This is a genomic window from Acinetobacter sp. FDAARGOS_494, from assembly GCF_003812225.1.
In the GTDB taxonomy this organism is placed as follows: Bacteria; Pseudomonadota; Gammaproteobacteria; order Pseudomonadales; family Moraxellaceae; genus Acinetobacter; species Acinetobacter baumannii.
On the sequence record NZ_CP033866.1, the window covers coordinates 1,894,068 to 1,917,216 of the forward strand.

Below are 23,149 nucleotides of genomic sequence, written 5' to 3' on the forward strand. Positions count from 1 at the left end.
TTATTTTAATGGTTTTTCATAAACCAACGATCTACATAAGGGCGACCAATTCCGACCATACCGACAAAAACTAACATGGTACCGAGTTGTAGACGTAAGTGAGTTACATCAAGTTGACCATAACTGAGGTAATTATCTACAAGACAATATATGGTAATCACAATGAGCCAGTGCCACAAAGGAAGTCTTTTGACACCCACAGCAATAAAGGTCACTGTTAAGATCACGAAGGTACCCAGTGTAGATTGCCAATTAAAATTCGCACAAATTACACTTAATAAAAAAGCGACGATCGGTAATACAATTTTGAATATACGATCTACCTGAAGCTGGTTCTTCTTTTGCTTTTCTAAGACCTCGAATAATTCTTTTTGATCAGGTTGTTGCATACATAGCCCTATAAATCAGTGATGACATGCGGTTGCATAAAATTTCAGGTAAAAACGATGAGTTATGATAGCATGATCAACAGTATTTTCAGTGATGGATGGCACTATGCACGGCATCAGCAGCATTATCTATATTATTTTAGTGGCATGTTTGCTGCCATACGCATTTACCGTGATTGCAAAATTTACCGGTGGTTTTCAGCCCGTCGATAATCAGAACCCAAGAGATTTTCTTGCTAATACAAAGGGTATTGCTGCTCGGGCAAATGCAGTACAACAAAACAGTTTTGAAAGCTTACCTTTATTTTTAACAGCTATTTTGATGGCTGAATATATGGTGGTTCCTGAATACTTTATTTTAAGATTGGGCTGGGCCTATATTATTTTACGTGTGATTTATGGCATTTGTTACTTAAGCAATTGGGCAACTTTACGCTCTATTGTCTGGTTTTTATCATTGTTATGCCCAATATTCTTGTTGATCGTGACAATTAAGTTGACTTGAGTGTCATTCTGTCACCATTCATATCAACTTTCGCGTGTGCGCATTGTATAATCGGCATCATTTTGATGATATCCACGTTATAATCGAGTGGATTTTACATCTGACTTCATAACGAAAGAGTATTGATATGAGTTACAGCAATATCCCAGCAGGTAAAGATGCACCAAATGACATCTATGTCATCATTGAAATTCCTGCAAATGCAGCGCCAATTAAATATGAAATTGACAAAGACTCTGATGCATTGTTTGTAGACCGTTTCATGGGTACAGCAATGTTCTATCCAGCAAACTACGGTTATGTACCAAATACTTTGTCTGAAGATGGTGACCCATTAGACGTACTTGTTGTAACTCCACATCCTGTTGCTGCCGGTTCTGTAATTCGTTGCCGCCCAGTGGGCAAATTAAACATGGAAGACGACGGTGGTATCGACGCGAAATTAATCGCTGTTCCACACGAAAAATTATCTCCGCTTTACAAAGATGTTCAGGAATATACAGATCTTCCTCCATTGTTGATTAGCCAAGTTGAGCATTTCTTCAGCCACTATAAAGATTTAGAACCAGGCAAATGGGTGAAAATCAGCGGTTGGGAAGGTGCTGACGTTGCTAAAGCGGAAGTATTGAAAGCAATCGAAGCTGCTAAAAAATAAGCTCTAATTTTTAAGCCTAGAGCGTCGCAATTGATATTCTGGGCTTAATAAAAAACCTACCTGTGTGACCAGAGGTAGTTTTTTTTATGCTTGATAAATCTGTGAATTAGAATAATTTCACAGGAATATCTAAGAAAATACGCCATTCATTGGTATCACCGATGTAAGCGCCTTGGTAAGCATCACTTGCACGGTAGTAAGAGTTACGAATACGAAGGCTTGCATCTTTAGCAAAACCACTTTGAACTGTGTATTTCACTTGGTTAAAGAATTCGCGTTCTTGAGCATCATCAGTTACATTTCTAACCTTGATGTCCCAACCATATACAAATGCAGTGGTCCAGTTTAAACCAGGTAATACACCTAACTTGCCAAAATCAACATTGTATTGAATTTGAGCAGATTTCTCGTGGTTACCGATGAAATCAGACATATAAGAGTTTGGCAAATAAATACTTTGGAAACCATCAGCATTTTGGCCATAGTCGTAACCAACATTACCAGTGTTTTGTTGATATGCTAACATCACACTATGTGGACCAGTCGCATAAGTACCTGAAATAGCCCAAATATTATTGGTCTTTTCTTCGCCAGCTATACCATCCGCAGCATAATTTGGTGCTACAGTTCCAGTTGCTGAATAAGTGTGTGCATTTGCATCAAACTTAGTATGGTATCCACTAAAATCATAAGTTAATGAACTGTCATTTGCTAAAGGTTGTTTAAAGTTAACATTAGCATAATGGCGTTCAAGAGCATTTTTGCTGTCTAAGCCATAATAAGATGCATTTAAGTTATCATTAAACTTATATTTAGCACCCCAAACAATTGCACGGTCAAGACCTCTGCCAGAAGCATCCGCATCGGTATTGATTTGGTCAGACATTTGGTCTTTAGTAAATTTACCAGCAACAACCTCAAGGTTCTTGATTTCATGGCTAGTTAATAAAGTACCTGTGAAGTATTCAGGAACCATACGTCCTGTATTACTTGCAAGGACTGGTAAGTCGAGTACTTGAGTACCGTAACGTACTGTTGTATTCGAGAAACGTGCCTTAACGCTGCCACCACCACGAGCCCAGTGGTCGTAAGCTGAACCATCGTTGTGTTTTGGAATCATTTGGTTTCCAGCGTTTTTGTTTTCGCCAATTTTAAATGATCCATCACCAACAACGCCTACACCGAAACCAACGATACCAGGGGTAAAGCCAGATTCGATACTTACAATTGCTGATTGAGCAACTGAGCTGGTATCTTTCGCGCCCTGTTTTTTGTCACGGCTGATGTAACCTGTACGGAAGAGAATAGAACCGTTCGCATCTTCAACAAATCCTTTTGCCTCACTTTGCTCGCTTGCCTGAGCTGAGGAAATTATTGCCGCAGAAATGAGAACTGCTAATGTAAGTTTTTGTGCTTTTAGCATATTTAAAGAACCTCATAAAAACGATAAATCCTGTGCCTTGTTATTGTTCAGGGCCTAGGATTTCCATCAATTGTATAAGTAATCTATAAAAAAGATATATTTTTGTTCATTTTATTTTATATATGCTATGCAGGATTTGATTAATGTGGTAGGGAAGTTTAACTAGATTTATTTTTAGATTTTTATAGTTAATTTATTGTTTAAAATAAAAAAAGTAATTTATTTTTTAGTTGAATTTTACCATTTTTTCTTATGTGAAAATTTTAAAAATACTTGATTTTTGTGTTCAATTTTTACTCTTTTTTGTTTGATATGTTTACTTTTTAATCTCTTCTTAAGCAATTTTCTTGAGCAATTTTTAGTAATCTCACTCTATATTGTTACTTTATAACATTTTTATATCAAAAAATTGTTTAAAACAGAGACGAAAGCGATGTCAGAAAAATCCTAGACTCTATCGATCAAATTTAGTGCGATAATTTGCATGAAATTTGTGCAATTTGTTTTTCATTTATATTTTTGTGCGGAAAAAGCCCAAAATGGTTCATAAATAAAAATAAGGGTTAAATAAAGAGGCTCTGTACTAATAAATTTATGGAGTTTTTATCTCTTTATATAGAAATGAAATAGAGACTTTACGCCCTACCATTCAATACTACCGATCTCGGCTTGTTTATTTCCGATAAGGTGTTTTCTCATGTTTTCTTTATATTTTACGCAAACAAAATGTTCATACTTTATTGTTATATATAAAGATAATTATTTGGAAGATTTTTATTTTTCGCGTTATATAAGTTTTTTAGTCTCTAAATTAATGAAGTGTAGCGATACCAAATATGAACTTGGCACAGCAATTGCTAAAGCTTAAGTAACAAAATTTGTTTAAGTCATATAAATCGTGCGTTCATTGTGGGGGAGATCAAAATGATGAAGTTTGCACTTAAAGCAGTAACATTCGGCGTACTCACGGCAGGTTCAACCATGGTTATGGCTGAAGATGCTCCATCTTTTTACGGCATCACCGCAACTGGTAGTGTGGCAGCAACCACAGATTATCGCTTCCGTGGTATTACGCAGTCTTCAAATAATCCAGCTATTCAAGGTGGCTTCACTTTCTCTCATAAGTCAGGTGCTTATGTTGCGCTTTGGGGGTCAAGCGTAGACTTTAATACACCTGGTGTTTCAACTGAAACTGATATCTCGTTAGGTTATACCAACACCTTAAAACTGTCAGATACACTTGCACCGACTTATGATGTTGGTGTGATCCGTTATGGTTACATTGGCTCTGACTCAAAATTCACTAATCCATACAATGGGGACACTGGTTTTGACTTTACCGAGTTTTATGGAAAATTAACGTTTGCAGATTCTTTATTTAAAGGTGATGCACTCAGTGTGGGCGTGAATTATTCTAACGATTACTGGGGCCACTCTGACGAGTTCTGGTATTTTAACGTGGGTTATTCGGCACCAATTGCAGACACCGGATTTACTGGACTTGCTTCAGTTGGTTATAACAAGCTTAAAAATAAAGATTCTTTACTTGTAGTTGCAGGTGGACCTGGTGAAGATGATAGCTATATTGATTATAAAGTCGGCGTAAACTATAACATCTTGGGTATTGTTGCTGAGCTAGATGTTGTCGGTACAGATATTAGTACTTCTGGCATGACTGATGCTCAGAAAAAACCTTATGACACAGGTTTAGTGTTTAGTTTAACTAAAACATTCTAAGTTGGGGTTTTAAAAAAGCGGGTCAATAAACCCGCTTTTTTATTAGTTTTCTATTTCAGAAAGTAGTTGTTTTAACTGGTTAAGCTCAATATCCGTGGCTTTGGTCAACGGCTTGCGTGGTGTACCCGCAGCGACACCTTTTAGTTGTAAACCAGCTTTAATCGTTTTAGGCAGACCACCCTTTACAATAAAGCGTAGTAGAGGAAGTTGCTGATAAAATGACTTCTGGGCCTGTTCCAATTCACCATTTTTTACATATTCAATGAGCTGTTGAGGTCGTTGACCTAACAGATTGGGTGCTGCTGTACACCAACCGCTTGCCCCTGCGCATAAAGCTTCTAAAGCTAGAGGGTTACAGCCGTTATAAAACGGAAGTTCACCTTTTGATAGCTCATAAATTTTATGCATGCGCTGAATATCGCCGCTGCTTTCTTTTACCATCATAATATTTGCAATGTTATTAAACATGCGCACGATTAATTCAGGAGACATATCAACACCACTGGTCGCGGGGTTGTTATAAATCATAATTGGTAAAGTCGTTGCTTGGGCAATTGCTTGATAATATTCAAAAATCTCTTGGTCTGTTAGCTTCCAATAAGATACAGGAATCACCATAAGTGCATCTGCACCATAGCTTTGCGCGATTTGAGCTTTTTTGATGGCTTGATTAGTCGTGAGTTCTGAAATTCCAATAATGACAGGCACGCGCTTATTAATGCTTTCAATTGAAGTTTTCGCGACTAAGCACCATTCATCCCATTCAAGATAAGCGCTTTCACCTGTACTGCCTAAAGGTGCAATCGCGTCGCAGCCATTTTCAATAAGCAAATCCAGCATTTGTTTTAGAACAGGAAGATTGATGTTATTGTCATCAGAAAAGGGAGTAACAGGGTAGCCAATAATGCCGTTTAATTTCATGGTCGAGGTCTCTTTTTAAATACAGTCAGAATGTTTTTTCAAAGCTTTACGTGCGTAGTAAGCAAAGTTCACTTTGTTGCGTTTATCAGTAGACACCCAATCATGGGCTTCTGCTGCCAAAGCGTGGGGGATAGGCTGGATTTGTCCGGCAGACATGGCTAAAAGTTGCAGTTGAGCTGCGCGTTCAATTAAAAGAGCCAAGTTACAGGCTTCTTCGATAGTTTTTCCTGTGACCAGTTGACCGTGGTGAGACAACAAAACAGCGCGGTTTTTACCCAGAGCAGAAGAAATCAAAATACCTTCTTCGTTGCCTACAGGAACACCCGGCCAATGGCCTACAAATGAGCAATCTTCGTAAAGTGCGCAGACGTCCATTTGGGAAATCATAAGTGGAATCTGTAGCATCGACAGGGCCGCTACATAGGTAGGATGCGTATGGATAATACAGTTCACCTCTGGGTGTTCTTTATAAATCCATGTGTGGAAACGGTTGGCTGGGTTTGCCATGCCTTCTTGATTGATGGGTTCTAAGTCCTGATTCACCTCAAGCAAGTTTGAAGCAGTAATTTCATCAAAACCTAAACCGAAACGTTGAGTAATAAAGGTTTCTTTATTTTCACTACGGCATGTAATTTGACCCGCTAAACCAGCGTCATGCCCATGATCAAATAAAATACGGCAAGTCAGTGCAAGCTTTTGACGGTCTGTTAAATCTAAGTCGCTAATCCACTTTTGCATGTCTTGCTGTGCGTGTTGCATCAAGTCGTGTTTGTTTACAGAAGCAGTCTTCATCTCTTCTCCAGTCCAGTTGACCAAATTAAGTAGGTGAAGGCAGAATAAAAAACAACTGGATGGATCAATACATCCAGTTTTTATAAGTTATATGGTCCAGATGGGGCGAATATGCTAAGACCTTGGCAAATACATTTCCGCATTGATGAAAGAGAAGAAAAAACGGTTTTTCTAAAACTGACCAACTTGATTAGTCAGGAAATTTTGAGTGGCCGTTTAGTACAGGGCACTATGCTGCCGGGGTCTCGCATCCTGTCAAAAGAATTAGGAATTAATCGAAAAACGGTACAAGCAGTTTATGAAGAATTGGAGGCTCAAGGTTGGCTTGTGACTCGGCCTCGAAAAGGCACATTTGTGGCAGATGTTTTACCGGAAAAAAAGCCTCAAATAGAGCCAAGAGCTGATCGAAAAGTTAGTGATAAACCAATAATTCAACAAGTTGCTCAGCGGCCCCATAACGATGGTGTGCCAGATCCGAGGCTTATTCCTTATGAATTGTTTTCGAGGGCCTATCGGCACGCACTCATTAAAATTACTCAAAACCAGTACATGGGATATGGTGACCCACGTGGTATGGCTGAACTAAGGCAGGCTTTAAAACAAATGTTGTCGATGGAACGTTTCATGAATGTTGCCGAAGATGAGATCTGTGTTGTACGTGGAAGCCAGATGGGAATTTTTCTTGCCTCTCGTGCATTACCCAATCGGCAGGGTGTCATCGTCGTTGAGGAATTATATTACCCATCTGCTTTTAAAGCATTCCAGTCAAATGGCTTTCAAGTGGTTTCTGTCAAATTAGATGAACAAGGTATTGTTATTGAAGATCTCGAACGGATTTTAAAAGAACACTCGGTTGCAGCAATTTATACAACCCCACATCATCAGTACCCTACAACCGTTACCATGACAATGAGCCGCCGTCTTCAACTCTTAGAACTTTCAAAAAAATGGGGGTTTTACATTATTGAAGATGACTATGACCACGAATTTCACTATGACAGCCGGCCTATGCCACCCTTAGCAAGTTTGCCTCATTCTGAGTTGGTTATTCATGTAGGTTCATTGTCTAAAGTTTTTGCACCCGGTATTCGGTTAGGTTACATCGTGGCAGCTCCAACTATCATTCAAACCATTACTGAAGATATTTTATTGATTGATCGGCAGGGCAATAATATTACGGAACTCGCTTTAGCCGATTTAATGCAACGAGGGGAAATCAAGCGACACATCCGTAAAATGAAAAAGATTTATCAGTTACGTCGAGACCATGCGTTAGCTGAGTTTCAAAGAGTTTTTGCTGAGAGTATTCAGATACAACCGCCCGCGGGTGGAATGGCTTTGTGGGTAAAATTTCAGAAATCATTTACTCAAAATCAGCTCATAAAGCTAAAAGAACTCAACATTGATACAGAGCAGAAGTTTAAACAGAAAGAATATCCTAATTGTAGTATCCGCTTTGGTTTTGCAGCTTTATCAGAGAAAGAAATCACCTCTCTAATTGAGACCTTAAATGAAGCTCTTAATAAAAGAACAGCGGACTTATAATCCGCTGTTTTATTTTAAGAGTGATTACCTCGATAAGAGAGTGCTTCTGTAAGATGAGGACTTTGAATGACCTCACTTTGGGCCAAATCGGCAATAGTACGAGCAACCCGTAAAACACGATGATAAGCACGAGCAGATAAATTTAAACGTTGCTGAGCCATTTCAATCATTCGCTGTGAAGTACTATCGAGAACAGCATGTTGTTCCAGTTGTTTGGGTGAGAGCGCCTGATTCAAACAATCCTGTCTTTGCATTTGTTGTTCATAAGCATAAATCACACGTTGTCGTACAGTGGTAGAATCTTCTGCAGGTGTTGGGTCTTGCAGTTCTTGAGCTTTTAATGGCGGTACATCAATATGTAAATCGATGCGGTCGAGTAACGGTCCCGATATGCGGTTTTGATAGCGTTTAATGCTTTCTGGTGAACACTGACAACGGCTATCTTGATTAAATGCATACCCACATGGACAAGGATTCATTGCTGCAATGAGCTGAAAGTTCGCCGGATAAGTAATTTGCCGAGCCGCACGTGAAATAATGATTTCTTTTGACTCAAGCGGTTGGCGTAAGACTTCTAGAACCTTTCTGTCAAACTCGGGAAGTTCATCTAAAAATAGAACACCTAAATGAGATAAAGTAATTTCACCCGGTTTAGGGTGTGAACCGCTGTCATTTACAGCAATAGAATAGAGTGGCATTATAGATAATCAATAGGTTGTCACTCTAATTTCACACAATTAAATTAGATTATTTACATAAATAGATAAGAGTGACTTGCAAAATTACATTAATAGGCACGAGTGCCTGAATGGTGACTTTTTTATGAAAAAATTGAGTGACGAATACTTACCTGTTAGAAAAGCTCAAACTGTTTATGGGAGTATTTCGGGAAATTATGCCTTTAGAGGTGAGAAAACCATTTGGTTTGAATCGACCCTTGAGCGTGATTTCATACTTAAGCAAGAATTTAATAACAATGTGATTGATGTTATCGGTCAACCTGTAGTTATCCCCTACATCACTGAATTGGGTAACCAATCAACCTACACTCCTGACTTTTTAGTGCAGTTTTCAAGCTCGAATTGTGATGATTTTGAGGATTTTCCTGTACCAATGCTCATCGAAATTAAGCCTAAGAAAAAGCTTGTTGAGGACTGGGATAAGTTAAAACCAAAATTCAGAGCAGCCCATCGTTTTGCTGCTGATAAAGGATGGAAGTTCAAAATTATCAGTGAAACAAGATTATATGATCAGTATTGGGAAAATATTAATTTCTTAAAAAAATTTAGACGCTCTCATGTAGGTGCCGTTGATCAACAACTATTACTCGATACCCTACAAGAGTTAGGTCAATCAACAATTAATCAATTACCTGCCCATATTTTTAAAGATAAAACCAATGTTTTAAAAGGAATTCACCAAGTTTGGGCATTAGTGGCAAAGCGCATGATTGCTTGTGACTTGTATTGCCCTTTAACGGCTGAAACAGTGATATGGGTGAACCAAAATGATGCATTTGCGAGGAATATCTAAATGATTGAATCTAATGCTGTCAATATCGATCGTAGTCGTATCATTCTAAAACCCAATGTGGTTGTCGGTTATGAGGGGCAACCCTATAAAATTGTGAATGTTTTAAATGCCAATGACATTGTTATATCAAGTCTTGATTCGGTACGTAGTCTACAGGTCAATGCTAGAAGTTTGACCATTTTTAATGGGGGAAATACGCTAACTGAGCGTTTGAATAAGGGTGATCAGGATATTAGTAATGAAGCTTGGCAGATTGCTTTACAACGTTATGAGATTATTAAGCCTTTGATTGAGTATTCAACGACTGAACTGGTCGAAAATAGGGCGAATGAATATGATGTGAATCGCTCAACATTGTGGAAATGGCTTAAAGATTATCGGGAAAATAATTCTCTAATGGCATTGATTCCCAAAAAACGAGGTTGGACAACTGAAAAATCAAGGTTGTCACCTCAAGTGAGCAATATCATTAAACAAGCTATCAATGATGAATATTTGAATGCGAAGAAACCCAGTATTTCCAAAACGATTGAAATTGTAAAAGCAGAGTGTTCTCGGCTTCAGCTTGAAGCACCGCATGAAAACTCTATTCGTAGAAGAATCGAGGCTTTAAATGATTACCAAGTAACGAAAGCACGTCTTGGATCTAAAGCTGCAATAGATAAATTTAAGGCTGCTGCTGGTTCATTTCCAAATGCTGATTACCCTTTGGCATATGTGCAGATTGATCATACACCTCTAGATATTGAAATCGTGGATGACGAGTTTAGAGAAGCGATTGGAAAACCTCATTTAACCTTGGCAATCGATGTTTTCAGTCGGATGATCGTAGGGTATTACCTATCACTAGAAGCGCCAAGTACGACTTCAGTGGCGATGTGTATCGCATCTTGTATTTTGTCAAAAAAACGTAAGTTGATCGAACTCGATATTGATGCTGAATGGCAGGTCGAAGGGATTATGGACTCGGTGCATACAGATAATGGCCCCGATTTTAGAACCAATCACATCAGTAAAGCTTGTCTAAAGTATGGGATTCATTGGGAATACCGACCAATTGGTGGGGCAAGATTTGGCGGTCATATCGAGCGTATGCTTGGTATCGTCAATCTTGAAATGCATGTCTTGGATGGTACAACTTTTTCAAATGTACAGCAGCGTGGGACTTATGATTCCGCTAAACAAGCCTGTATGACATTAAAAGAGCTTGAATACTATATCGTGTATTGGATTACTAAAGTTTATCACCAGAAGAAACATTCCGCTTTAGGAACATCCCCAATCGTTAAATGGGAAGAAGGTGTTTGGGGGACGAAGACGACAGCAGGTACAGGTTTGAAAGAACGTGTATCAGATGAAGATACCTTGTTTATTGATTTTCTACCTGAATTTGAAGCGACTATTCAGCGTACAGGGGTGCAAAAAGATAACTTATTCTATTTTGCCGACTGTTTAAGACAATGGGTTAATTCTATTGATCCAGAGGACAATAATCGAAAGCGCAAAAGAAAATTCTTGTTTAAACGTGATCCGAGGGATATTTCACAGATTTGGTTTTATGAGCCATATTCTAATACCTATTTTAAAGTACCTACCGCAAAGCGAGAGATACCACCGATTAGCTTATTTGAATATAAGCAGGTTCAGAACTATCTCAAAAGTGAACGTCAGGATGTTCAGAATCAGGATGAGATTTACAAGGCGATTTTGCATCTACGTGATCAACTTAATCAGGCTAGAAGCTTGACTCGAAAGCAACGTCGCTCAAACCAAAGAAAAAAGGAAAATGCAAAAGCCATTACTCAGCTTTCCGAACAGAATCAGTCTAAAAAGGCTGTAGTTTCTGAAAGTCTTCAGACAAGTGATGATTTGTGGAGTACTCCTTTAACTGCATTTGACGATTTAAGGTGATGCAATGGAAAAATATGAACATCTTGCAGAGCATGTACTTGAAATCATGCAATTAAGCGATAGTGAACGGATTGAGACATTATTTACTGATAGATGGATTGGCTATAAGAAAGCCATTACCATCATGAACACATTGACCGATATTTTGAATCGCCCTAGGAAATTAAGACCTGAATGCTTGTTGATTGTTGGTGACTCCAATATGGGCAAAACAACTATCATTCATGAGTTTGCTAGACAGTATTATACAAAAACCGTAAGTGATGCTGACATGGATTTATTGTCCGTAACTAAGCCAGTTTTACCGATACTTGCTCCAGCAAAAGCCAATGTTAAAGAACTCTATATTAATATTTTAAATCACTTCTTTGTGCCATTTCGGGCAAGTGATCCTGAAGCCAAATTACGAAATCAAGCCGTACACTTGATGCGTAAGTATGAAACAAAAATGTTGATTATCGATGAAATTCATAATTGTCTGACAGGTTCAGCCAAATTGCTTCCCAGAAATGGGCTTAGGTATTTTCATCAACTTCCTTACATAGATGCTCTAAAGATTAAAACGGAAATGATTACTGAGATTGAGGATGGTTTTACTGTTGTGCTTAATGGGCAATATTATTGGTTGCCAAAAACACAATAAGTTGAAGCACTTAAAATAATGATCAGCGAGTTAGCTGATCATTATTATTGAGATTTCAGCAGATTATTTTAGTAATTGTCACACCGATCATTAATGAAATATTAAAAGACGCGCTGAAAATTCTGAGATAGTAGTATGTGAGACCTTTATAGAGTAGATTTCCATGTGTTAATTAAGTTATCACCACCACCTAAAAAGTCACCTAATGAAGCTTTAAATGCTGTGTTTACACAATAAAGTTTTAAACTCATAAAGATGAAAATCAATAACTTATAACAAAAACAATTGAATAGATTTACATTATAGTTCTAAACTCAATCAAACATAAGTTTAGAACTATATGCAATTTTTGACATAATAGATTTAAACTCAGACTAATAATTAGCCCAAATATCATTAATCATGTATTGGTTTGAAGTTTCAAATAAAACACAAACCAATAGCTTATGTTTTGAAATCTTTTTAGCGTCTGAAATCGCTTTTTGTGGTTCATCATATATCATCGCTAATTCAGGTGTCCGAGCATAAGCAACTGAAAAAGAAATATTATTGTCATTAATTGCAGCTACAAATTCATCTTTTTCAGGTAGATGGATAACATAACCTTTTACTGTACTTTCTTTTGGTAAGCCTAGTTCAGCTAGAACTTCTGCTACACTTCTTTCAGTTCCATAAAAATCATCTTTTTGTTCTTGAGCTTGCTTTACTCTTTGCTCAAGTGTACCCCTTTGTTTAGCTTGTCCCATTTATTCAACCTTTTGGTTTACAAATATATTGTTTAAGTTTAGAACATTAATGTCTAGTTTACGACCTGATTGTCAAACTACAAATGCATAACGTAGAACAATCACATTAAGGCAATCGCCTATCAATTGAGTAGGCATATCGGATATATCATCTAAATTGATAGATGTTCTTAAATGACAATCACACAAAAAAAGTTTAATAATTTCAGAATGTTCATTATTTGCTATAACCATCTCTGTTAATTTTAAAAGAGAATCTACGCCTTTTCGATAAGCTTGTTCATGAGATACACCAAAGTATGAGGATATTTTTAACAGCACATTTTCGGAACAAGAAACATTTAGAGTTGGGCTTATTAACATCGTATTCATATTTATGATTCCTTTTATAACTTATTAAAAATAAAGGGATAGATCAAAATTCTACCCCTTCATGAAATTATCGTAGTAACAGGACTGGTTTATTAGCGCTTGTGATCACTTTTGTGGTGGTGCTGCCAATAAAAAATTGACGTATCTTTGAATGACCATAAGCCCCAACCACAATCAAATCGATTTGATGCTGTTCAGCGTAATTGATAATTGCCTTATCAACTTCACCATCCAACGTATTCGAGGTGATATTAAAACCTTGTGATTCAAGTTGCTCTTTTGCCCAAGAGAGCTGATTTTGCATTTCACTATTCGGATTTCCGACATAAACCAAATGTACTGCAAGACCTTTAAGTAATGGACTTGACGCAATGCGTTCAACACATTTTCTTGCAGTCTGACTTCCATCAAAAGCAATTAAAAAAGACTTAGGTGGACTAAATGGTGCAGACGTTATTAATACGGGTTTATGAAGGGCACGAACAACATTTTCAATATGGGTTCCAATTTTACTGGAATCATGCTCGGTTTCATTCCCATGCTTACCCATAACAAGAACTCTAATGTCGTCTTCCATTCCCATGATTGTTTCTAAAACACTGCCATGGCGTTGAAAACTTTGAGCATCAATAGAGAACTTCTCCAATAAATAGTTCTTTGCTTCCCGAAGAAGAATCTGGCCATGCTCTAGCTCGATTTTTCCCTTACGTTCTTCGAGTTCAACCAATTCTTTGAGCAAGGTTTCTCGACTTCCTAGACCAATTGCACCACTTAAATCTTGTGGTGCTTTTGCTTTTGGCTTATCAATGACATGCAATAGTTTAATAGGTGAATTAAGTTTATCGCTAAACCAAGCTGCATAATCACACACAGTATTTGTTACTAATGATCCATCAATACATGCAATAATTTTTGACATAACTAATCCCTCTTAGTGGCTATTTAAGCGATCTAAAGCATCTGGCTTATCATGGATACCAAACTTATCGACTAATGTTTTACTAGCTTCATTCATTCCAATAAGTTCGACTTCTGTTCCTTCACGTCTAAACTTAATGACCACTTTATCTACGGCAGCAACCGCAGAAACATCCCAGAAGTGTGCCTGACTGACATCAATCACCACTTTTGAAAGTGCCTCTTTGAAATCAAATGCAGAAGTAAATTTATCTGCTGAACTGAAGAACACTTGACCTGTTACCGTATAAGTACGTGTGCTTTCTGATTCATCAAATACAGATTGAATCGCCATATAGCGTTCAATTTTATTGGCAAAAAATAATGCAGAAAGAAGAACACCGACTAATACACCATAAGCCAGGTTATGTGTGGCAACAACTACGACGACTGTAACGATCATCACGATATTGCTAGAGAGAGGATATTGGCGGATATTGCGTAGAGAATCCCAGTTAAATGTTCCAATTGATACCATAATCATGACAGCAACCAGTGCAGCCATTGGAATGGCTTTAAGCCAGTCACTGATAAACACCACCATAATTAACAGAAAGACCCCTGCACTAAATGATGATAAACGGGTACGTCCACCAGATTTCACATTAATAATGGATTGACCAATCATGGCACAGCCTGCCATTCCGCCTAAGAAGCCTGAAGCGACATTGGCAACACCTTGCCCTTTACATTCTCGGTTTTTATCACTGGTGGTATCTGTTAAATCGTCGACAATTGTTGCGGTCATCATGGACTCAAGTAAACCCACGGCTGCCAAACCTAGTGAATAGGGTAAAATAATAGCTAAAGTTTCAAGATTTAAAGGAATATCAGGAAGCAAGAAAATTGGAAGCGTATCCGGCAATTGCCCCATATCACCGACAGTTCTTACATCTAAACCAATGAATAAGGCAAAGAGCGTAAGTAGGACAATACAGATGAGGGGAGAGGGTAAAAGTTTCCCTATCACTGGGATATAGGGAAATAGATAAATAACCGCTAAACCACCGATTGTCATCGCATAAACATGCCAAGTGACGTTGGTAAGTTCAGGCAATTGAGCCATAAAAATTAGAATAGCCAAGGCATTTACAAAGCCAATAACGACTGACTTTGATACAAAACGCATCAAGGCTCCTAATTTTAGATAGCCTGCTAGGATTTGAATAAATCCTGTCAAAATTGTGGCTGCTAATAAATATTGCAGACCATGCTCTTTAACCAGTGTGACCATTAATAAAGCCATAGCACCAGTTGCAGCAGAAATCATACCAGGACGACCGCCCACAAAAGCAATCACAACAGCAATACAGAATGAAGCATATAGCCCCACTTTAGGATCAACGCCTGCAATAATGGAGAAAGCAATTGCTTCAGGAATTAGAGCCAAAGCAACAACAATACCCGCAAGAACATCCCCGCGAATATTGGAGAACCATTGTTCTCGAATAGTGGATAACATGAAAATAGCCTATTTTTTTAAATTTTAGGAAAGGCTAGTGATGTGATATATACAACACACAAGCGACTACACCACATCACTAGACAGTGATGAGTTATTTACAAAAAGATGGGTAAATAAACTAGGGTGGAGTCAAAAGCATAAGTGTGTGAATACGAATAGAAATTTAAATTGAACTGTTAGTATAGGCGAACTGAACGAAAATTTCACTCTTTTTTATTTCGCAAATTTATAGAAAACATGAAATACCAAGTAATTTCATGAACATATGATTGTATAAAAAATATTCTTTAATTAGGATTTGTCCTTCTGTAAGCTTATGAATAAATTTTTAAAGCGATTTTTCCATTCATCTGGTGTTGCGTATAAATGTTTTATTGCAATCATTTTATGAATGAAACTATCACAGTAGAGTGCCCATTTTTTTATTCCCTTGGCATTTTCTAGTTCAATACAGATTTTTTTAATTTGTTCGCTTGTTAACTTATTCTGAGTAAAAATAAGAAAGGCACAAAATGCTTCATGATTTTTATTTTTATGTATATCGATGAGATAGGAAAATCCATTTTGATCTTTTAAGTCTAATTTTAAGAACAATAATTTTCGCCCTTTATCATAATCAATCCATGAGGGATGCTTGGGTTCAGGCACAAGTTTTTTGATTTGAAGCAAATTAATACTCGCTATCATTTCACCATGTTCATTAATTGCAGACAGATGTTCCAGAGGAGAACCCATTTCAGAAGCAAGTTCTTGGAGAGATTGGATAATGTATTGAATGTCAAAACGTTCATCTCTGCTAGGTGGTGTATCTGTCGTTTCAGATTTTTTGATCTTAGTATTTTGATTACCATAGGGTTCATCAGAAGATGTTTCAACCTCTTCTGATTTATCTGAATAAGGTTGATTAGATGCTCCGACTTCAATTGGATCATCGGTTGGTTCATTAAAAGAATACTTCAGAATACCTTGTGTATTTCCAGTTTCCACCTCAGAACGCTTACGATATTCACCGCTTGTTCTTGATGGTGGTTTTTGAGTATTGATGTGCTCATTCTTATTTTGACTTTTTTCACGAGGTCTAGGATTTTTCTCATCAGGCTTTGAAATTGTATTGGTCAGGTCTTTGTTGACATCAATCATGTGATCGTTAATAGGATCAAATTTTTTCACTCTAGTGATAAAAAAACGAGTCTTATTGTCATCTAGCCAAATTCCTTCTGCTTCAAGGAAAAGCTTTGTGGGATGTGGTGGAAACACAATGGGATACCTTTTGCCTGTACCCTGCTGAAGATGATTAAACTCGGTAATTTCCATACTTCGTTGAATTTTATCAACTATCGTTTGCACATATGGGTTTAAGGCAAGATTAGCAAGAAAAATAATTGCAGTCTCGCCTATATCTTCATATGGCTTTCTGATTTTAATTTTATATTCAACATTATCGTCCACAATTTCTGTTGTATAAGATTCTAAAAAACGATTAATGATGGATTGACTCGAAGTTCCTAATAAAAGTCCCCTAATATCCTTCCGATTGACGAATAAGCTATGCAATACATGAATTGATGATGTGATGACTTGAGTTCCATCATTGGAATGCATTAGGCAATGATTCACTTTGCGATATGAATCATTGGTATATTTGGTAAATGGATAGCCTTGAAGAACATAATCAACTTTATTTGGGAGGAAATAGTTTTTTAAAGGAATGTAGTAGTCAGAAGTATTGGGGATTCTGTCCGTAAGTTTTATATTCTTAGGTTTATTATTGGTGAAGTCGAAAGAAAATCGTTTTGTAATGAGTTTTCCTGAAAACCGATAGGATTGATCGGTTAAAACATTTCCATCCCAAATACTGCCATGTTGAACAGCATCAAGATCAAGTACGGGAACAAGGAATGTTGAGCACTTATCTAAAAATAACCATTGATCACTTTTTCTAATCTCAATTAATAACACTTCAACAAAAGGATTAGTTGAATCGTTATCTTCGTTTCTAACAAGTCCACCATATCTATAAACCACTCGACTAATATTATCGTTTGGGAAGCAATCAATAGTCGTTATTTTGTCATTATTAACAGGCATATATTTTTACAAAATGAAAAATTAAAGCATATAGATAATATACTTTTTATTCTTGCTCTAGTTTATTTGTGTAAACTCTGATTTATTTGTGGAACTGACAATAGTTCTAGCTTTTTGGCGTGTCTCGGAATTGTTAGGTTCATAATCTATAACTTTTTAAATAGTATTTTTATTAAAATTCTTTTGGATCCTACTGAATATATCTATACATGTAAATGCTGCAATGGCATCGTTAATAAAACTAAAGATTAGAAAAAAGGCTCATCATAATGAGCCTTTTCTTATATTATTTCTTTCTTTTATTATCAAGGTGCTTACCGAATGCAACCATTGCTTCGTTGTTTAATTTATTAAACTTATATTTATAAATCAAATAATTAATAGTAAAAAATATTAAACAAGCCAGCATAATAATAAATAAGGGTTTATGAATCAGTATATTTAGGGGAAGGGTGAGATTAAAAGCAATAAAGTAGAATAAAATAAAATCCGCAACTATTAATGCACAAAATGCAGTTATGCAAATAATTGTATGCTGCCTTCTTACTACTGCCAATTGATCTTTTTCATCTTCAGCATCTTTTGAGTCTATTAAGATTTCCATAGATTTCTTAAAAGAAATCTGCTCAGCAATATTTCTTAGTGAGGTGAATAAAACTGCCAAAAATAATATTGCAGCCCAACAATAAGAATTAAATATTTTAGTTGGTGAAGTATCATTTAAACTCAAAGTAATTGCTGAAATTATGATCATAACCATAAATATAAACAAAGAAAGTACTCCAAGAATAGAAAATACTTTTTCGTATTTATCCCACTTCTTCGCTTTCTCGTATTCAGCTAAAATTTTAGATTCTGAATTATCCATTTTTTCTCTACTTATAAAGTTTAATCTTTTGAAACGCCGCCAACAATTGTGACAGGAATTAATAAAAAATCATAACGTTCATAACGACCTTTCTTACCATACCAGTAAAGGTGCCAATGTGATTTTCTTAAATGTGGCTCTCTACCAGATGCTTTTCCTTCAGCTTTGGCCACTTCAATTTCTTCGTATAATTTAGTTAATTTCCTAGCTGTTTCAGATCCAATTTTAAAAGTCTTATATTTGCCAGCTTCAAATAAACGCTTTTCCTTCTTAATCTCAACAAATTGTACCGGCTTATTGGTATCTGGAGTTAAAGGAGTCACTTCAGGTTTTGATTGACTAAACCATAAAACAAGATTGATTAATTTTTTCTGTATTTTAAGTCTTTCTTTCAGATCTGAAGCCATTGTTTCTGGATCATAGTCTTGTTGAAATTGGTCCACAAAATTTGTGAGGCTTGCTTCAATATCTTGGTCCTCATTCAACATAATTGCAATTGTGCGTGGCATACCATCATCAAGGTACATTGTTGAAACTAAAAGGCGGTCGCCACAAAGCTCAGTTACACAGAATAGAACACCCACAACTTGTCTATTTTCGAATGTAAGACCCTTAGCATTATCAGTCTGAATGTATACACACAAATCGGGAAGGTTCAAAATATGGTTTGGTATAACCCCATTAAAGCCGGTCTTAATTAACTCATTAATTACTATGTCTTCGAACCGGTATATATTTTTTGTGAGCATCCAATTTCCTAGAGTTACAAGCTCTCCAGTGGTCACAGGCAGACGATCAAGCAATTCCTTTGGAATATGCTCACCAACCTTTATATTTGCCGCCCATGCTGGAACAGTAGCTTTAACTCCGAAATGCCCCATGACATTTTTTAAAGCTTTTTCATATACACCACTAACCATATTATTTTTGAATGTTGGTGGAAGTGGGTGAGGATCCGCGCTTCCATGTATACGTTCATGATCAGCATCAAGCGCGGCATAAATCCAATCATCCCAAGTTATCAGTAGATCAATTTGTTCTTTCTTATCTTTACGTCTTTTTAAGTTTTCAATCGCTCTCTTTTCAATTTTCTTTACCAATTGCGGCAAATTAATTTTCATGTGATTTAAGCGCGTTGTAACCACTTTTAAAGGGATCTGGAACTCAGAATTAAGGCTGGCCATAAATAATACAAAATACTTTAAATTAAAAAAGAGACACTATAATTATAGTGTCTCTCGTATTGATATTAAAAGGATAAACGAAAATTACTGAAAGCTGCGGCCAAAGTCATTTTCTGATTTCTTTTCCTTTTCTGCATCTAATTTTTTCGTATTATTGAGAGCCGGATGCAAGTCAGCTAAAAACTCCATCACTTCATCCGCATTTTTTGATTCATAGAAACGAACCATTTTTTGACGGAAGTCAATTGCCTTATCAGCCGGTATGCTAATAGCATCTAAACCAGCACTCATCAATACTCCATTCATCATAAGGTGAGCTGTTCTTTTCTCACCTTCAAATGTGAATTGGTTGAGGCTTCCATAAAGGAATGTAGCAATACCTTTTTCTAGTGGGTTCTTGAGTGAGTTGATATGATCAAACCCTTCTTGCATGAATTTATTTAACGCCGGAGCATCTTCTTCAGTTTTCATCGGTCGATGGGTTCTAAAGTGTCTAATTCCTACATCCGGAGTAAATGATTGTTCAACTCCTTCGCCACGTAGAACACCAGCTTCAATCGATTCACGATCTGCAACAATTCCATTGACTTTTAAATATGTAGATTTATTTAATGCAAAATTTCCATTACGAACCATATTTACCAGTTCATTTGACGCATCAATTAAATTTAATACTTGTCGCTGGTCCTTAACACTGTGTCCACCTACAGTGGTGCCATTTATTAAAGATGCTACATCATCAAGCTTATGTGAATTACCAGCTACCGCAGCAGAGTTCGCTACATGTTCAACAAAATTCTTTCGATAATTAGCAACAACTGTTTCTCGATGTTGAGGTTGAATATCATTAGCCAGCAGTCTAGCGTTATACTCGAATCCAAGTTTCTCTTTAGTATTTGACATAGTTAAATCTTCATTAGTATTTGAAATTTTGGTTGCTTGATCCAATCCAAGATAATCAGTGAGCTGCTTCTCATAAGCTTTAATGGCCCAATCCGGAACATTGTTGTCAATCGCAGTAATTTTCCCGTACTCTAATTTAAATACTTGCTGATGAGGCCTATCTCTCACGCTGTTATCAAGTACAAAAGTCAAATCTGCATATTGAGTAGCTTCAGCAACTAAGGGTAGTACACGCTCATATCTAGCTTTTACCTTATCCTCATCAACATCATGACCACCTTTACGAACTCGATCTTTAATACGATCAAGTGCGATATCTGAGTTTTCTAAATGGATGTGATACAGGACTACGTAAAATCCCTTACTCTTAGCTTCCTTGATGAGATCAACTTTAGAAGGATGCGAAAAAACTGTTTCAGCAATAAAAGAACGTCCTTCATCTAAATGTTTTTGACGTTCAGCTTCAGCCCATTTCTGAGCTTCGCGTGCATGGGTAGGATTGGTATTATCAAAATGACCAAAGTGTTGTAATTGCCAAACATCAGCATTAATAAAATTTATATCAAGATTTAAACTATTAAATTTTGGAATTATCACATTGTCTATCAGAGTGGATTTACCAGCTCCATTACCACCAGCAACTATCACTGCATACTTGGTGTCTAGTTCATTTTTTTGTGTCATTTAATTTATATCCAAACTCCTAGAACGTTCTTCAGTATTTGCGTTCTCATCTTGAGCATCTAAGGCATCTAGAAGTTGACGATCTTTACGTAAACGCTCACGCAACTGATCATAGACAGGATGAGTATCAGGACATTTATTTGCTTCAAACATTTGATCACCAAGATCTTCAAGCACTGCTTTAAGAGAAATCTTGTTCGATTGATCAACAGAAAATTTGCTATTCATAAGCACCACCATAAGGACAGGTCTTGCGATAGCTATATTTTACCACTTATTTTGTTTAAACGTATATAATATCATTACAGTTTGTTAATAGGATTTATTAATGCTAGACAGAGAAATACTTCTAAAAAAATGGTTAGATGAATATTTATTAGCAAATAAATCTAATGAAACAATATACACGCTTAAAAATAGTTTAAATCTATTCTTTGAATATACCAATTTAGCATTAGAGGAAATCGAAGCATCAGATATTAGAACATTTATAGCTTATAGAGCTCAAAATGGAGTAGGAGTTTCTACACTAAAAAAAAATATCTCTGCTATAAGAACATTTTTCCATTATTTAACTAAAGAAAAATTAATTAATTTCAATCCAGCAGAAGATATTAAAATTAAAAAAAGTAGTAAAGTTTTACCTAAATTTCATGAAGTCACAGTAATAAATGAAGTATTAGATTCAAATAAGAATTTAGAATTTGAACGACCATCAAGCACAGTTATTTTTAAAAGAGACTTAGCACTAATTGAAATAGCATACTCATGTGGTTTAAGACTTGAAGAAATACACTCATTACAAATAGAAAATGTAGAGGTAAAACGCAAACAAGTAAGAGTTACAGGAAAAGGAAATAAAACTCGTATTATACCTTTGGGTTCAAAAGCTATTGAAGCGTATCTAGAATGGTTGCCTTTAAGAGAAGAAATTATGAATAAAGATACCAATCAAAAACATAATTATGTTTTTGTCACCACAACTGGAGCTCAACTATCAAGAGTCCAAATAAATAAAAGAATTAAAAATGCTTTTAAACTTGCTGGTTATCCAATTCAATCCAACCCACACATGTTACGCCATTCATTTGCAACTCATCTAATAAATAATTCTGTAGGTATTCGTGAAATTCAGGAAATGCTGGGCCATAGTAATTTGAATACTACTCAGATCTATACAGATCTGGACCATACTTCAATGACAAATGTTTATATGGATACACATCCAAGAGCCGTAAAAAATACTGAAGGTGAGAACTAAAAAGTTAAATTTTCACAATAAGTAAGAACTAGATAAGGATAAAGTTTCATAATTATGTTAAATGGAGTAGATTTCTTAGTTTGAAACAACTTAAAGCAGACTAGATACTTAACATTGATTAAAAATAGTTCTTGCTTTGTGAGCGGTCACAATATAAAATTTATAATAACAATATGTACAATAATGCCTATGAGCTGAGGTTAAAAATGAATGAAGTTAAAGCATATAAATTAACTGTTGAGAACGTTGAATTGTTTGAAGAAATTGAGCATGAGGTACTTTTTCAAACAACTATTAAAACTAAAAAATCAATTTTGAATTATTTGACGCCTGTTTCAACATTGGCCACATTGCTTCAGAGACATAACATCATACTTCCGAAAGGTATTTTTTTGGGAAGCATAATTGAAATCTATGATGAGGAAGTTGAGCCTCGTGTCATTATCGGACATGAAGGTTGTGACTTTGGAAATGTTAAGACAGTTCGCCAGTTAGAGATCTACTGGGAAGAAGTGGCATTTTAATTCCGGAATAAATAAAAACTTAATATCATTAGGAGACTTAGAT

General features: G+C 36.3%; 23 protein-coding genes and 1 pseudogene. 10 read left to right on the forward strand and 14 right to left on the reverse strand.

What is annotated here, in order from left to right:
• Nucleotides 1–5 precede the first annotated feature (5 nt).
• Nucleotides 6–389, reverse strand: a complete 384-nt coding sequence (locus EG365_RS09150) for a hypothetical protein (RefSeq protein WP_001187001.1) — start codon at nucleotides 387–389, stop codon at nucleotides 6–8.
• Nucleotides 390–495: 106 nt separating this feature from the next.
• On the opposite strand from EG365_RS09150, the gene EG365_RS09155 reads away from it, so the two are divergent.
• Both EG365_RS09155 and ppa read left to right on the forward strand, forming a co-directional pair.
• Entirely contained in the window at nucleotides 496–894 is a 399-nt protein-coding gene (locus EG365_RS09155; RefSeq protein ID WP_000546045.1) for an MAPEG family protein, read from the forward strand.
• Nucleotides 895–1,021: 127 nt separating this feature from the next.
• Nucleotides 1,022–1,549, forward strand: coding sequence for an inorganic diphosphatase (gene ppa, locus EG365_RS09160; protein WP_000122443.1), 528 nt, complete (start codon nucleotides 1,022–1,024; stop codon nucleotides 1,547–1,549).
• A gap of 106 nt (nucleotides 1,550–1,655) precedes the next feature.
• Here ppa and EG365_RS09165 read toward each other — a convergent pair whose 3' ends face one another.
• On the reverse strand, nucleotides 1,656–2,972 hold the full coding sequence (locus EG365_RS09165) for an OprD family outer membrane porin (protein ID WP_000910004.1): 1,317 nt from the start codon (nucleotides 2,970–2,972) through the stop codon (nucleotides 1,656–1,658).
• A gap of 697 nt (nucleotides 2,973–3,669) precedes the next feature.
• Here EG365_RS09165 and EG365_RS19470 point away from each other — a divergent pair.
• Both EG365_RS19470 and EG365_RS09170 read left to right on the forward strand, forming a co-directional pair.
• Nucleotides 3,670–3,840 (forward strand): hypothetical protein, encoded by a 171-nt coding sequence (locus EG365_RS19470; protein ID WP_000492275.1) that lies wholly within the window; start codon nucleotides 3,670–3,672, stop codon nucleotides 3,838–3,840.
• A gap of 56 nt (nucleotides 3,841–3,896) precedes the next feature.
• Complete coding sequence (locus EG365_RS09170; protein WP_000975212.1) at nucleotides 3,897–4,709, forward strand: TorF family putative porin; 813 nt, start codon at nucleotides 3,897–3,899, stop codon at nucleotides 4,707–4,709.
• Nucleotides 4,710–4,751: 42 nt separating this feature from the next.
• Here EG365_RS09170 and EG365_RS09175 read toward each other — a convergent pair whose 3' ends face one another.
• Entirely contained in the window at nucleotides 4,752–5,630 is an 879-nt protein-coding gene (locus tag EG365_RS09175) for a dihydrodipicolinate synthase family protein (RefSeq protein WP_000772971.1), read from the reverse strand.
• A 15-nt stretch (nucleotides 5,631–5,645) separates the two neighbouring features.
• Nucleotides 5,646–6,422, reverse strand: a complete 777-nt coding sequence (locus tag EG365_RS09180) for an aldolase (protein WP_000845026.1) — start codon at nucleotides 6,420–6,422, stop codon at nucleotides 5,646–5,648.
• 111 nt (nucleotides 6,423–6,533) lie between these two features.
• On the opposite strand from EG365_RS09180, the gene EG365_RS09185 reads away from it, so the two are divergent.
• Nucleotides 6,534–7,967 carry a PLP-dependent aminotransferase family protein gene (locus EG365_RS09185; RefSeq protein ID WP_000945958.1) on the forward strand — a complete coding sequence of 478 codons (1,434 nt, stop codon included), beginning with the start codon at nucleotides 6,534–6,536 and terminating at the stop codon, nucleotides 7,965–7,967.
• Between the two features lie 14 nt (nucleotides 7,968–7,981).
• Here the strand turns inward: EG365_RS09185 and EG365_RS09190 are convergent.
• A pseudogene (locus tag EG365_RS09190) lies at nucleotides 7,982–8,641 on the reverse strand (ATP-binding protein); the annotation flags it as partial.
• 148 nt (nucleotides 8,642–8,789) lie between these two features.
• On the opposite strand from EG365_RS09190, the gene EG365_RS09195 reads away from it, so the two are divergent.
• Genes EG365_RS09195 through EG365_RS09205 form a run of 3 tightly spaced genes read left to right on the forward strand, consistent with a single transcriptional unit; the run spans nucleotide 8,790 to nucleotide 12,054 of the window.
• Nucleotides 8,790–9,500, forward strand: a complete 711-nt coding sequence (locus EG365_RS09195; RefSeq protein WP_000736396.1) for a heteromeric transposase endonuclease subunit TnsA — start codon at nucleotides 8,790–8,792, stop codon at nucleotides 9,498–9,500.
• Nucleotides 9,501–11,411 (forward strand): Mu transposase C-terminal domain-containing protein, encoded by a 1,911-nt coding sequence (locus EG365_RS09200; RefSeq protein ID WP_000573060.1) that lies wholly within the window; start codon nucleotides 9,501–9,503, stop codon nucleotides 11,409–11,411.
• A 4-nt stretch (nucleotides 11,412–11,415) separates the two neighbouring features.
• Nucleotides 11,416–12,054 carry a TniB family NTP-binding protein gene (locus tag EG365_RS09205; RefSeq protein WP_002020149.1) on the forward strand — a complete coding sequence of 213 codons (639 nt, stop codon included), beginning with the start codon at nucleotides 11,416–11,418 and terminating at the stop codon, nucleotides 12,052–12,054.
• 374 nt (nucleotides 12,055–12,428) lie between these two features.
• Here the strand turns inward: EG365_RS09205 and EG365_RS09210 are convergent, their stop codons facing one another.
• The 9 genes from EG365_RS09210 to EG365_RS09250 form a co-directional block, all read right to left on the reverse strand.
• The gene (locus EG365_RS09210) at nucleotides 12,429–12,800 is read right to left on the reverse strand and encodes a hypothetical protein (RefSeq protein WP_000529372.1); all 372 of its coding nucleotides are present in this window, start codon (nucleotides 12,798–12,800) and stop codon (nucleotides 12,429–12,431) included.
• 72 nt (nucleotides 12,801–12,872) lie between these two features.
• Nucleotides 12,873–13,172 (reverse strand): hypothetical protein, encoded by a 300-nt coding sequence (locus EG365_RS09215; RefSeq protein WP_001095006.1) that lies wholly within the window; start codon nucleotides 13,170–13,172, stop codon nucleotides 12,873–12,875.
• A gap of 67 nt (nucleotides 13,173–13,239) precedes the next feature.
• On the reverse strand, nucleotides 13,240–14,091 hold the full coding sequence (locus EG365_RS09220; protein WP_000034564.1) for a universal stress protein: 852 nt from the start codon (nucleotides 14,089–14,091) through the stop codon (nucleotides 13,240–13,242).
• A gap of 12 nt (nucleotides 14,092–14,103) precedes the next feature.
• Complete coding sequence (locus EG365_RS09225; RefSeq protein ID WP_000953322.1) at nucleotides 14,104–15,591, reverse strand: SulP family inorganic anion transporter; 1,488 nt, start codon at nucleotides 15,589–15,591, stop codon at nucleotides 14,104–14,106.
• Between the two features lie 294 nt (nucleotides 15,592–15,885).
• A complete protein-coding gene (locus EG365_RS09230) occupies nucleotides 15,886–17,682 on the reverse strand; it encodes a hypothetical protein (protein ID WP_001144964.1) in 1,797 nt (598 codons plus the stop codon).
• Between the two features lie 286 nt (nucleotides 17,683–17,968).
• Nucleotides 17,969–18,550, reverse strand: coding sequence for a hypothetical protein (locus tag EG365_RS09235; RefSeq protein WP_000370460.1), 582 nt, complete (start codon nucleotides 18,548–18,550; stop codon nucleotides 17,969–17,971).
• 20 nt (nucleotides 18,551–18,570) lie between these two features.
• Nucleotides 18,571–19,734: a hypothetical protein gene (locus EG365_RS09240; protein WP_000157684.1), complete on the reverse strand. Its 1,164-nt coding sequence runs from the start codon at nucleotides 19,732–19,734 to the stop codon at nucleotides 18,571–18,573.
• Between the two features lie 84 nt (nucleotides 19,735–19,818).
• The gene (locus EG365_RS09245) at nucleotides 19,819–21,321 is read right to left on the reverse strand and encodes a zeta toxin family protein (protein WP_000192314.1); all 1,503 of its coding nucleotides are present in this window, start codon (nucleotides 21,319–21,321) and stop codon (nucleotides 19,819–19,821) included.
• On the reverse strand, nucleotides 21,322–21,549 hold the full coding sequence (locus EG365_RS09250; protein WP_001085038.1) for a hypothetical protein: 228 nt from the start codon (nucleotides 21,547–21,549) through the stop codon (nucleotides 21,322–21,324).
• A gap of 100 nt (nucleotides 21,550–21,649) precedes the next feature.
• On the opposite strand from EG365_RS09250, the gene EG365_RS09255 reads away from it, so the two are divergent.
• Nucleotides 21,650–22,582 carry a site-specific integrase gene (locus EG365_RS09255; RefSeq protein WP_000886984.1) on the forward strand — a complete coding sequence of 311 codons (933 nt, stop codon included), beginning with the start codon at nucleotides 21,650–21,652 and terminating at the stop codon, nucleotides 22,580–22,582.
• A 206-nt stretch (nucleotides 22,583–22,788) separates the two neighbouring features.
• Nucleotides 22,789–23,106 (forward strand): hypothetical protein, encoded by a 318-nt coding sequence (locus EG365_RS09260; protein WP_001006517.1) that lies wholly within the window; start codon nucleotides 22,789–22,791, stop codon nucleotides 23,104–23,106.
• Nucleotides 23,107–23,149 lie beyond the last annotated feature (43 nt).